Origin of the sequence: Streptomyces sp. NPDC093097, assembly GCF_044754325.1 — a bacterium.
GTDB lineage: Bacteria > Actinomycetota > Actinomycetes > Streptomycetales > Streptomycetaceae > Streptomyces.
Window position 1 is genome coordinate 75,761 of sequence record NZ_JBIVOW010000028.1, and the last position, 12,430, is coordinate 88,190.

The 12,430-nt window shown below is 69.0% G+C and carries 7 protein-coding genes; 4 read left to right on the forward strand and 3 right to left on the reverse strand.

Annotated features, from left to right (window positions below):
• The first annotated feature begins 110 nt into the window (after positions 1-110).
• Entirely contained in the window at positions 111-512 is a 402-nt protein-coding gene (locus ACIQE0_RS34210) for a PPOX class F420-dependent oxidoreductase (protein ID WP_366329736.1), read from the forward strand.
• A 685-nt stretch (positions 513-1,197) separates the two neighbouring features.
• Positions 1,198-2,280, forward strand: a complete 1,083-nt coding sequence (locus tag ACIQE0_RS34215; RefSeq protein WP_402339217.1) for a polyprenyl synthetase family protein — start codon at positions 1,198-1,200, stop codon at positions 2,278-2,280.
• A gap of 280 nt (positions 2,281-2,560) precedes the next feature.
• On the opposite strand, the gene ACIQE0_RS34220 is transcribed toward ACIQE0_RS34215, so the two are convergent.
• The 3 genes from ACIQE0_RS34220 to ACIQE0_RS34230 all read right to left on the reverse strand — a co-directional run bounded on the left by ACIQE0_RS34220 (position 2,561) and on the right by ACIQE0_RS34230 (position 5,201).
• Entirely contained in the window at positions 2,561-3,319 is a 759-nt protein-coding gene (locus ACIQE0_RS34220; protein WP_366329738.1) for an SDR family oxidoreductase, read from the reverse strand.
• Between the two features lie 111 nt (positions 3,320-3,430).
• Complete coding sequence (locus ACIQE0_RS34225; protein WP_402339219.1) at positions 3,431-4,297, reverse strand: helix-turn-helix transcriptional regulator; 867 nt, start codon at positions 4,295-4,297, stop codon at positions 3,431-3,433.
• Positions 4,298-4,595: 298 nt separating this feature from the next.
• Complete coding sequence (locus ACIQE0_RS34230; RefSeq protein ID WP_366329740.1) at positions 4,596-5,201, reverse strand: TIGR03086 family metal-binding protein; 606 nt, start codon at positions 5,199-5,201, stop codon at positions 4,596-4,598.
• Positions 5,202-6,141: 940 nt separating this feature from the next.
• Here ACIQE0_RS34230 and ACIQE0_RS34235 point away from each other — a divergent pair.
• Positions 6,142-6,360, forward strand: coding sequence for an MbtH family protein (locus ACIQE0_RS34235; protein WP_366329741.1), 219 nt, complete (start codon positions 6,142-6,144; stop codon positions 6,358-6,360).
• A 335-nt stretch (positions 6,361-6,695) separates the two neighbouring features.
• A partial coding sequence (locus ACIQE0_RS34240) for an amino acid adenylation domain-containing protein (RefSeq protein ID WP_402339222.1) occupies positions 6,696-12,430 on the forward strand: 5,735 nt, incomplete at its 3' end.

Below are 12,430 nucleotides of genomic sequence, written 5' to 3' on the forward strand. Positions count from 1 at the left end.
GATCACCGGGCGGCGGATCACAGTAGGGGACATACCGCCATGAAATGACCGATCGGAACGGGGAGTTAGCGTAGACCCGGAACACCCCGAACCGAACCGTGGAGAAACCCATGCCCGTCCCCCTCGGCGAGGACGTGGTGGCGCTGCTGCGCCACCCCAGCACCTGCTACCTCGCCACGACGATGCCCGACGGCTCGCCCCAGCTCACCCAGACATGGGTGGACACCGACGGCGAGCACGTCCTGATCAACAGCGTCGAATCGCATCAGAAGACCCGGAACATCGCCCGCGACCCGCGGGTGGCCGTCGCGGTCTCCGACCCCTCGGATCCCACCTCCTACGTCCAGATCCGCGGCCGCGTGGTCCGGGTGACGACCGAGGGAGCGGTGGATCACATCGAGGCGCTCGCTCAGAAGTACCTCGGCGGGCCCTACCCGTGGTTCGGCGGCCGGGACCAGGTCCGGGTCATCTATGTGATCGAACCCGAACGGATCAGCAGCCCCCGCGGGTGACGCTGTGACCGGGGAACGATCCCCGGGTGGGCGGTTGGGGCGGTTGGACGGATGAGGACGCCCGTTCCGATCGCTGACGAGGACACGGCGCGGGAGGCGATCGACTGGGTCGACGAGATCGGCCCGCGCCGTCTGGACCCTCAGCGGACGGGAGACTGTCCCCGGTCTCCGTGCAGGCTCGGCCGCCTTCTCGCGGCCGGGTCGGCACCTTCGCCATCCGGCAACCACCGCTCCGCGATCCCCACTTCAGACTCTGTGAGCTCCGCCCGGGTGGTGGGGGAGGCGCGGCGACACCTCAGCCCCACCACGTGCCGTCGCGCGGACGAGCTTCAGGCCCGATGGCTTGCCGTCCTTGGCTCGACGAGGGCGAAGACCGGAGACATGCCGCTGTCGGCGTAATAGTCGCGCCTGGCGGCCGGGTCGCGTCACTCTGTGCGAGTTGATCACGGTCGTGTCGAGTGGGGTAGTGGTGTCGGGCACGTTCTGCGGCATGCGGTCGCCTACGAGAACACGACGGTTCGGTCGGCAGCCCGTCTCGGCTCAGGACGTCCGCTTCTTCGATGTCGAGGAGCTGCGGTAGGTGAGCGTGGCCGGCCCGGTTGTGCGGGCGCGCCGAGATGGATTCCCGGGCGGGATGAGCCACCGGGAGATTCACTCGGACTCTGTGCGTGAGAGAGAAGGCTGAATGGGCGTTTCCTCTCCCTCCTCTGCCGACTCTTCGCTGGACTTCCTGGAGATCCGTCGCGAGATCGAGGCCGTGCTCGAAGGCTTCCTGACCGAGAAGGCCGATGCGGCCATTGCCGCCTGTCTGCCTGGCGACGTCGCACTGCTGATGCGCGACTTCGTCTCCTCGGGCGGCAAGCGCATCCGGCCGCTGCTGTGCGTGATCGGCTGGTATGCCGCCGAGGGGCGGGGGGACACCGGCCCGGTGATCCGTGCGGCAGCGTCGCTGGAGATGTCCCATGCTTCCGCCCTCGTCCACGACGACATCATGGATGCCAGCGACACCCGACGCGGACAGCCCACCGTTCACCGCGCGGTGGCCGCCCGCCACGCCGACCGCCTGGACGCGGAGGAGTTCGGACGGAACGTCGCCATCCTCATCGGTGATGTGGCCTTTGCCTGGTCCGCCGAGATGCTGCACAACGCTGGTCTCGCACCGGACCGACTGGTGGCGGCCTTGCGGGTGGTCGATCGCATGCGTACCGGCGTGGGATATGGGCAGTACCTCGATCTGCTGGCCCAGGGCCGTCCCACGGAGGACTGCGAAGCGGCGTTGAAGATCGTCCGGCACAAGACCGCCTTGTACACCTGTGAGAGCCCCTTGCACCTGGGGGCGGCCCTCGCCGGTGCCGAGGCCAGGCACTTTGCCGCCCTGACCGCCTACGCCGTACCGCTGGGCGAAGCCTTCCAACTCCGCGATGACCTCCTGGGCGTATTCGGCGAGGTCGAGACAACCGGTAAGCCCTGCCTGGACGATCTGCGGAGCGGCAAGCACACCGTGCTTCTGGCCCTCGCCCTCCAGCGGGGCGACCCTGGCCAACGCACGGCCCTGGAGCTCCTGGTCGGCAACCCGGCACTGGCCGAGGACGACGCCGCTCTCGTCCGCGGCATCCTCACCACCACCGGCGCCCGCGACGAGGTCGAGCACATGATCGGCGTCCGCCGTGAGCAGGCCCAGCGCGCCCTCGACGAGGCAGGATTCCCGCCGATCGCAACCGACGCCCTGCGCCGGATCGCCGAACTCGCCACCGAGAGGAAATCATGAACCCTCGCGGACGATCCGTGGTGAGCTGAGCAAGACCGAGGTGCTTGGACCTTAGGAACAGGCGGGCGTGCGGGGCGAATTGAAACTGCCGGCGATCAGCTTGCACACGGTCGGAAAATTCTCGGTGTCGGCGGGGAACGCTGTGGCCGGCAGGTTGTAAGACGTCCCCTCGGCCAAGCCCCGGCGTTGGCATATTCCGCCAGGCCGTCCCGCCGGACAGTGTTCTCCCCGCCGACGCGGGAGCTCGGTCCGTGGCCCTGGCAGCGGAGCGGACCCGGCGTCAGTGGTTGGGGAGGGAGCCGACCAGGCCGCCGTCGATCACCAGGTCCTGGCCGGTGATGTAGGAGGCGTCGTCGGAGGCGAGGAACGCCACGGCGGCGGCGACCTCGGCGGCGTGGCCGACGGCGCCCAACGGCACCTGCGCGGCATTGCGGGCGTTGGCCTCCGGGTCGGAGGAGGTGGCGCCGCGGTACATCTCGGTGTCGATGTAGCCGGGGCTCACGGAGTTGACGCGTATGCCGCGTGGTGCCAGGTCGGAGCCGAGGGTGCGGGCCAGGTTGTGGACGGCGGCCTTGGTGGCGGAGTAGACGGAGGCGATGGGCATGCCGCGGTACAGCGTCCAGGAGGCGTTGAGGACGACGGCGCTGCCTTCCTTCAGCAGCGGCAGCGCCTTTTGGACGGTGAAGAACACGCCCTTGAAGTTGACGTCGGTGGAGTGGTCGAAGTCGGCCTCGGTGAGCTCGGCGCTGGGCTTGAAGACACCGGTGCCGGCGTTGGCGAAGACGGCGTCCAGGCTGCCGCGCCAGGTCTCGATGCGGCGCATCAACGCGTCCAGGTCGGCGAGATTCGCGGCATCGGCGCGGACGGTCAGCAGGCGTGCTCCGGCGTCGAGTTCGGCGGCCGCCTTCTCCAGCCGGGAGTCGTCCCGGCCGGTGATGGCGACGTAGGCGCCTTCATCGAGCAGGCGGCGGGCGGTGGCCAGGCCCATGCCGGAGGTGCCACCGGTGATCAGAACAGTGCGGTTCGTGAATCGCTTCATGCCGCTGATCCTCCGCCGGCGAGCGGAGGTTCAGCAGTGCGGGATGAACCTGGGTCTGCCACCACCACCTTCGCGGCCGGCAGCCGATCGGACACCGCCACCATGGCGTGGTCAGCCGGGCGGGGTGACCGCGGCCTGCAACAGGCTGACCAGCCGCTCCTGCGTGTCCGTGCCCGTCGCCGGGGTGTGCAGCAACAGGCGGTGGCCGGGCAGGTCGGGAAGGATCAACGTGGTGTAGACGAAGGTGAGTTCGCCGGCCTCCGGGTGGGCGACGGTCTTGGTGCCGTTCGTCGCGTCACGGATAGCGTGCTCGGCCCAGATCTCGGCGAACTCCGGGCTGGCGGCGCACATGTCCGCGGTGAGTCGGCCGAACTCGGCGTCCTCCGGGTAGCGGGCGGCCTCCGCCCGGAACTGGCCGACGATCGCCCGCGCGGCATCCTGCCAATGAACCAGCGAGGAGCGATAGCGGGCGCCGGTGAAGAAGGTGACCAGGCAGTTGTGGTCCTGCTCGCGGTAGCCGAAGACCAGCTCGGCCGCGCGGTTGACCGCCACCAGGTTCCAGTGCCGGTCGATCAGGTAGGCGGGGCGCGGCAGCCAGGAGTCGATGACATCACGCAGCTCGTCCGGGACCCGGCGGCCGGTGGCCGGGGGTGTCTGCGGCGGGTTCAGCCCGGCCAGCAGGTAGAGGTGCCGGCGTTCCACACCGTCCATCCGCAACACCCGGGCGATCGCATCCAGCACCTCCCCGGACACGTTGATCTCCCGGCCCTGCTCCAGCCATGTGTACCAGGACACCCCGACCCCGGCGAGCACCGCGACCTCCTCGCGGCGCAGCCCAGGGGTGCGGCGACGGTGCCCGTCACCGACCGCCATCCCGGCATCGGCCGGGGTCACCCGGGCCCGCCGCGACCGCAGGAACTCCCGTATCTCGGCGGCACGTCTGGCCCGCGCCTCGGCGGGCAGCTTGGCGATCTCCATACGGCCAGAGTAGATCGCGTTCCGCCGGGCAGACCCTCAGCGGCCCCAGCCGTACCACGCAGCGCACCGCGCGACGCCGTTCGTTCTCCGCCGGTCGGCCTGCCACGGCAGAGCCGTGCCGAGTGGGGGAGGGTGGGGGGTCGAGTTCTGGCCGGCCGTGCACCACGGCCGGCCAGGACTTGTGATGCGCCGGGAGTTCGCGACGACATCCACGAGGCGTTCCTCAGACTTGCCTGCTCGCCGACCGACTGGCGCAGCCTGCGAACCGCATGGTGTGGGGAGCTTTCAAGGTCATGGCTCAAGCCTCAGGAGTGCCACTGTGCACCTCCCGTCCCAGCCAGGCAGCCAGCTTTCCATAGGCGTCCGTCCCCTCGGGAGCGGGCCGCACCGGCTCGAAGGGCGCCGGCGCGCCGCGCCGCGTCGGCGGCAGGGTCGCGCGCGCGTACGCCAGCGAGAACTCGGCCAGTTCGGGGTCGAGTTCAGGGGACACCTGCAAGGCCTCCCGCAGATCCCAGGTATGCGTGGCGATCTCCATGACGATCGCGCCCAGCGCGGCGCGCATCGGCATCTGTGCGAAGCCCAGGTCCACCGTGCGGTCGAGTGCACCGTCGGACAGGGCACGCCCCGCCGCGACCAGTCGCTGTGCGGATGCCTTGTACGCCGCCGCCCAGTCATCGTCCGGGACGTCCCGGACGTCTCCTGGGGCATCGGCGATCGAACCGCCCTCGGCGATGTGGGCGTAGGCGAGTGTATTGCCCAGCACGTGGCCGATCAGGGCGCGGACGTCGTACTGCGTGCAGGGTGTGGGGTCCGCCAGCCGTCCGGGTTCGACGGCCGCGATCAGGGTGGCGAACTGGCCGGTCGCGCGCTCCAGCAGCGGCCGGGGGTCCATGGTGGTGTGCATCAGGGTTGGCTCCGTTCATGCGGAAAGGCACGGCACGTGTTGCGGTGCTGGGGGAGCGTCCCTCCATAACTTGACACCTGCCGTCAGGTATTTGCCGCGTCGTTCAGCGGGGGAGTCGGGCCGGTGGAGTCGGGCGGTCGGCTCTGCTCTGTGCGTCGCTCGCTCCCGCCCTACTCGCCGCTACCTGGGTGCCTGCCTCGGCAGTTGCATACAGACGAGCGTCGCCGCGCGGATGCCGATGCCATGTCCGGCGATCGGGAAGCTCGGGGGGTGCGGTTGCTCCTCGCCCTGTTCTGGAGGCGTGGTCCGGCCGGTCCCAACTGACGAGACCCGCCGGCGCGAGTTGCCCGACGCAGTGGTCCTGGCCGACTACCGGGCGCGGGAGGGACGGATCGAGGCGGAAGGCGGCGAAGAGCCTCGGTGCTACCGCAAGGACTCGGTAGCCGTAGCGCTCTCTTTTATGGTTCCGCAAGGGTGCATTGGGGGCGTATGGAAGCTTGTTTGAGCGGTGGTGGAGCTTCTATGCGCCCCGGGGTGCAAAGTGTGTCGAGCGCGACGGGGGAGTGTTGTCCGCCTGTGCGGAATCAGCCAAGGGGCGGCTGCATTTCGCCAACCGGAGGGCGTCGTGCGCGTGTCAAAGGCAAAGACCTGGTGTTTCTTGCTCGTGAATCGGCAGGTCGGTGACGCCCACGGGAAAGTGGGAACGGCCGGAGACTTACGAGGTGCGCGCCGTTGCTCCCACCGTGGCGTGTGATCACATAGGCGGATCGGTTCACCGGACTGGTCAGGTGTGAAGGTTTTGTGGTGTACCGTACTGACGCTCGCCCGATTTCCGTACGGAATATCGGTCAAAGCCGTAGCGCGTAAGTGGGGGCGGGATGCGGTGCGATCCCGATCACCTCCCGGTTTGTCAGCAGGAGGGAAGGAGCAGGGGGAAGCTATGGCCAACGTTTTTGACGATGAGTCGGCCCGATTCGTCGTTCTGGTCAATGAGGAGCGTCAGTACTCGCTCTGGCCCGCCACCACGGAGGTGCCGGGCGGATGGCAGGTCGCGCGGACCGAGGGGTCGCGCCAGGAGTGCCTGGAATTCATCGAGTCCACCTGGACCGACATGCGACCGGCCAGTCTGGCCGCGGCCATGGGGGATCAGGGCTCCTAGCCTGCGGCCGTGACCAGGGCAAGTAAGGCGGAGGCGCGCCCGGTTGAGGGCGCGCCCGCCGATGGCGCCGCGTGGTCGCCGGCCGTTCGAACCGCCATCGCCCATGCCGGGCGGTGATGCGCATGTACATCAATTCTTCTGTTTCGGTTCTCGCCGGTAACGCCTGTTCGCCATGCCCGAAAGGGATTTCCGGGGATGGCAGGCACGGCGAACGACGGTAATTCTTCGGGCCGTTGCCCCACCTTCAGGGTGTCGTCTGACTCCGGTGATCTCGGATGCCTTCACGAGCCCTGAAGTGGTGGCCGAAACACACCCCCTGAAAGGGCGGAAGCACTATGCAGAAAAACCACGCTCGCCTCCTCCCGCTGACGATGTCGCAGCAGGGGGTGTGGTACGGGCAGCAATTGGATCCGCTGAGCCCGAAGTACAACATCGGTGAATGCATAGAAATCCAGGGCCCATTGGACGAGGCCCTGTTCCTGGCATCGCTCGAAAAAGTCAGCAGTGACTGCGAAAGCCTCAATACCGAGTTCCTGGAGCAGGAGGACGGCATCCGCCAGCGCGTGCTGCGCACGTCACCGGGACGTCCACGCCTCGTCGACGTCTCCACCGAGGCGGACCCGGCCGGCGCCGCGGAGCGCTTCATGGCCACCGACATGGCCACCACCGGCACGCTGGCCCCGCCGCACCACGCCTTCGTTCTGCTCAAACTGAGCCCCGATCGCTACTATTGGTACATCCGCTATCACCACATGGTGATGGACGGCCTCGGAGCCTCCGTTCTCGCACGCAAGGCGGCCGAGACATATACCGCCGCGGTGCACGGCGAAGCAGCCCCGGAGTTATTCGCTCCGCTCAGTGCCCTCGTAGACGACGAGACGACGTATCGGCATTCGCCGGATTTCGAACGGGACCAGGCGTATTGGACCGAGAAATTCGCTGATATCGCCAGGACCGGCCGCGACACCGGAAACGCGCTTCTCGCCGCCGCGCACCGAGCGGGCGACGACACCCCCACGCCGCGGAACGGCCCTTCGCAACCGGGAGAAGGCGGCGAACAGCATGCGGTGCGCGGCAACCACCTGCACCAGGGCGAGACTCTCGACCCGCAGGTGATGGACGGCCTGCGCGGACTGGCCACCGCGACCAGAACCACCTGGTCCGCCGTCTTCGTGAGCGCGGTCGCCGCATACCTCAGCCGCGTCACCGGCACCGGCGACGTGACGATCGGACTCGCCTCGAACGGCCGCCCCGGCCGCCTGCGCACGACCCCGGGCATGACGGCGAACATCCTCCCGCTGCGCGTACAGATCACCCCGGGCATGACCGTCGAGGCACTGGTACGGGCCGTCGCCGCCGAGATGCGGCTGGCGCTGCGGCACCGTCGCTACTCCAGGGAACAGCTCGTACGCGACCTCAGGATCACCGGTGACACGGCGCGGCTGTGCGACGTGGTAGTGAACGTCATGCCCTATGAGTACGACCTCGACTTCGCCGGAAGCACCGGCGTCTCCAGGCTGCTGTCCACCGGGCCGGTCGACGACATCTCCCTCTTCATCTCCGAGCGGTCGGAGGGGAAGGGGCCGCTGATCGGCTTCGACGTGAACCCGGACCTCTACCGTCCCGAGGACGTCAGGCCGCACCAGCAGGGCATCACCACGCTGGTCGCCGAACTCTCCCGGGCCGACGTGAACTCTCCCCTCTCCCGCCTCGCACTGCTCGACGAGCAGACTGCCGGGCAGGTGCTTGCGGCAGGTCGCGGCGCCCACCCCGAACGACGAGACGGCGAGCCGGCCTGGCGGGCAACGCTGCCTGGGTTGTTCGCGGCGCGGGTGGCTGCGGACCGGGGTGCGGTGGCGGTGTCGGGTGGGGAAGTGGAGCTGTCGTATGGGGAGTTGGAGGAGCTTTCGGGGGCTCTGGCTTCGTGTTTGGTGGGGTGTGGTGTAGCGGCCGAGGGTGGCGTGGGTGTGCTGCTGGGGCGCTGCGTCGCTGTGGTGACGGCGTCGTTGGCGGCGGTGCGGGCGGGCGGTGCGTATGTGCCGTTGGACGTTCGTTGGCCCGTGGAGCGGCTGCGTCAGGTTGCGGATGTCAGTGGTGTCCGGGTGCTGATCGTCGGCGAGGAGCTGGCCGACCAGGCGTGGGTCGAGGAAGTGCGCGCGTCCCTGCCGGTCGTGGTGGTCGATGCCGTGGGGCGGGTGGTCGATGGTGCGCCGGCGGGGGCTGCTGCGCTGCCTGTGGGGGTGGGTGGTGAGCGGCTGGCGTATGTGATGTTCACGTCTGGTTCGACGGGGATACCCAAGGGTGTTGGGGTCTCGCATGCGGATGTGGCGGCGTTGGCCGCCGACAGTGCCTGGGCGGGCGGTGTCGCCGATGCGGTGCTTCTGCATTCTGCCTATGTCTTCGATGCCTCGACCTTCGAGATCTGGGTGCCGCTTCTCAACGGTGGGCGGGTGGTCGTTGCTCCGGAGGGTGCCCTTGAGCCCCATGTCCTGCGTGATGTCGTCACCGCGGAGCACGTCACCGCTCTGTTCCTGACCACCGCCCTGTTCAACGTCATCGCCGAAGTCGACCCGCAAGCCCTCACCGGGGTGCGCGCGGTCTGCACCGGCGGCGAACGCGCCGCGCCCGGCGCCATGCAGCATCTCGCCCGCGAACTGCCGGCCACCCGCGTGCACCACGTCTACGGGCCGACGGAGACCACCACCTTCGCCACCCGCCACCACGTCGCCGCCGAAACCCCCACGGGACCGCCGCCCATCGGCCACCCCCTGGACGGCATGCGCGCCTACGTCCTCGACTCCGCCCTGGGGCTCGTACCTCCCGGGGTCGCGGGCGAGTTGTACGTGGCAGGCCAGGGCGTCGCACGCGGCTACACAGGCCGTCCGGGGCTGACCGCGACCCGCTTCGTCGCCGACCCCTTCGATCCGTCGGGCGGGCGCATGTACCGCACCGGCGACCTCGTGCGATGGGACGCCGACGGCCGGCTCGTCTACCTCTCCCGCGACGACGACCAGGTCAAACTCCGCGGCCACCGCATCGAACCCGGCGAAATCGAAAGCGTCCTCGCCGGACTGCCCTCAGTGGCCGCCGCCTGTGTCGTCGTACGCGAGGACCTGCCCGGCGACCGGCAACTGGTGGGCTATGTGGTCCCGGTGGACGGCTCCACCATGGACGAGAGCGAACTGTCCGCGTCACTGGCCCGCGTACTTCCCCCCTACATGGTCCCGTCCCTCTTCGTGGCACTCGCGGCACTCCCGCTGACGCCGAACGGGAAGGTCGACCGCCGCGCCCTGCCCGAACCCCGCGTGCCGGAACGCACCGCCGCCGGGCGCGGCCCGCGCACCGTCCGTGAGGAACTGCTGCTCGCCTTGTTCGCCGACGTCCTCGGCACCGACGGCATCGGCGTACACGACGACTTCTTCGCCCTCGGCGGGCATTCGCTCCTGGCGACGCGCCTGGTCAGCCGCGCGCGCTCGGCACTCGACGCCGAACTGGACATGCGCACGCTCTTCCAGCACCCGACCGTCAGCGAACTCGCCACCGCGCTGGAGACGGTCGACCGGGCACGGGCCGCCCTCGTACGCGAGGAGCGTCCGCACGACCTCCCGCTGTCCTTCGCCCAGCAACGCCTGTGGTTCCTGGGCCGGCTCGAAGGGCCCGGCGCCACCTACAACATCCCGCTGGTACTGCGGCTCGACGGCCCCCTGGACCTTGACGCCCTGCGCGACGCGCTCGCCGATGTCGTCGAACGCCACGAGACCCTGCGCACCGTCTTCGTCGAGGAAGGCGGAGCACCGCGCCAACATGTCTGCGACACGGCGGAAGCAGCCGGCCTGGTGTCGCTGCGCTGCGAGGACGCGCCGGGCGACGGAGATCCGGCCACGGCCGGGCAATGGGCCGACGAAGCGATCCGGTCCGCGGCGACCGAACCCTTCGACGTATCGCAAGACCCTGCGATACGGGTGCGGTTGCTGCGGCTGGGCGCCGAGACGCATGTATTGGTGCTGGTGGTGCATCACATCGCGGCGGACGGCTGGTCGTTGGCACCGCTGGCCCGGGACCTGGGCGCTGCCTATCGGGCGCGTGCCGAGGGCGGGGCTCCCGCGTGGTCGCCGTTGCCTGTGCAGTACGCCGACTACACGCTGTGGCAGCGGCGCTTGCTGGGCGAGGAGTCCGACCCCGAGAGCCTGACGACACGCCAACTGGACTTCTGGCGCCGTGCGCTGACCGGCGCACCCGAAACGCTGGCACTTCCACTGGACCGCCCCCGGCCTGCGGTATCGCAGCACCGCGGCGACGCCGTGCCCTTCCTCCTCACGGCGGACGAGCACCAGGCACTCGTCGAGTTGGCGCGCGCCTCGGGCTGCACCCTGTTCATGGTGGTGCAGGCGGCGGTGTCGTTCCTGCTGTCCCGGCACGGCGCCGGTGACGACGTCCCGCTCGGCACGGCGGTGGCCGGCCGGACCGATGAGGCCCTGGACGACCTGGTCGGGTTCTTCGTCAACACCCTTGTGCTGCGCACCGATGTGTCGGGCGAGCCCACCTTCCGTGAACTGCTCCAGCGGGTGCGGGAGTTCGATCTCGCCGCCTACGCCCATGGGGACGTGCCGTTCGACCGCGTTGTGGAGGCACTGAATCCGGCACGGTCGCAGAGCCATCATCCGCTCTTCCAGGTCATGCTGGTGCTGCAGAACCAGGCCGCGGCCGAGCTTGGTCTGCCGGGCATCACGGTGACAGGCCAGCCCGTTCACACGGGTGTCAGCAAGTTCGACCTGACCTTCTCACTCACCGAAGCCCATGACGAGGCCGGTCGGCCCGCGGGGGTGGACGGGTACCTGGAGTACTCCACCGAGCTGTTCGAGGCCGGTACGGCCCGGGCGCTGACCGACCGGCTGTCGCGGCTGCTGGCAGTAGTGATCGCCGATGCCGACCAACGGGTGGACGACATCGAGCTGTTGGACGCACACGAACGCGCCGGCATGTGCGAACAGGGGCAGGGCAGCATCCGCCGGGTGCCGGCATCGACGGTACCGGGGCTCTTCAGTGCGCAGGTGGGGCGGACGCCGGGTGTGGTGGCGGTGCGTGATGGTCGGCGTGTGTTGACGTATGCCGAGTTGGAGGTGGAGGCCAACGATCTGGCGCATCACTTGGTGGGGTGTGGGGTCGGTTCGGAGGATCTGGTGGCGTTGGCGTTGCCGGGGACTGCGGAGATGGTTGTGGCGATGTTGGCGGTGTTGAAGGCGGGGGCGGCGTATCTGCCGGTGGACCCGGCTTATCCGGCTGCTCGTATCACGTATCTGTTGGAGGATGCTCGTCCCAAGTTGCTGGTCACGGGTCGGGCCGTTCGGGAGCAACTGCCGTCGACGGATGTGCCGTTGGTGGTGATGGACGATTCGGCGTCGTGGTCTGTCGGCCGTACTTCCGTTCCGGGTGGTGTGGTGTCTGCTGCGGGTGCGGCGTATGTCATCTACACCTCGGGTTCTACGGGGCGTCCGAAGGGGGTGGTGGTGACTCATGCGTCGGTGACGCATCACATGGCGTGGATGGCCGACCACCTCGCACTGACGCCCGAGGACCGGGTGCTGGCCCGGACATCGCCGAGCTTCGACGCCTCCGTGTGGGAGATCTGGCTGCCGCTGCTCCACGGTGCGTCGGTGTGCGTGATGCCGACCGACGCCAACCAGGATCCCGATGCCCTCATCGGCTGGATACAGGACTTCGGGGCGACGGTTGCACAGTTTGTGCCCTCGCACCTGTCGTTGGTGTTGGGCGGTGGCACTGGGGCGGTTCCTGGGTGTCTGCGGGCTGTGTTGTGCGGCGGTGAGCCGCTGATGGGGGAGTTGGCGGCTCGGGTGGCTGATGCCTGGTCGGTGGAGGTGCACAACCTCTACGGGCCGACGGAGGCGACGATCGATGCCGTCGTGCACGCGGTGGCATCGGATGGTTCGGTTGGTTCGGATGGTGGTTCGGATGGCGGTTCGGGTCCGGTGCCGATCGGGCGGCCGATCTGGAATGCCCGGGCGTATGTGTTGGACGGGTCGCTGCGGATCGTTCCTCCTGGTGTCCCGGG

Coding starts and splice junctions, on each gene's coding strand:
- ACIQE0_RS34210 (WP_366329736.1), top strand. CDS start 111: ATGCCCGTCCCCCTCGGCGAGGACGTGGTGGCGCTGCTGCGCCACCCC.
- ACIQE0_RS34215 (WP_402339217.1), top strand. CDS start 1,198: ATGGGCGTTTCCTCTCCCTCCTCTGCCGACTCTTCGCTGGACTTCCTG.
- ACIQE0_RS34220 (WP_366329738.1), bottom strand. CDS start 3,319: ATGAAGCGATTCACGAACCGCACTGTTCTGATCACCGGTGGCACCTCC.
- ACIQE0_RS34225 (WP_402339219.1), bottom strand. CDS start 4,297: ATGGAGATCGCCAAGCTGCCCGCCGAGGCGCGGGCCAGACGTGCCGCC.
- ACIQE0_RS34230 (WP_366329740.1), bottom strand. CDS start 5,201: ATGCACACCACCATGGACCCCCGGCCGCTGCTGGAGCGCGCGACCGGC.
- ACIQE0_RS34235 (WP_366329741.1), top strand. CDS start 6,142: ATGGCCAACGTTTTTGACGATGAGTCGGCCCGATTCGTCGTTCTGGTC.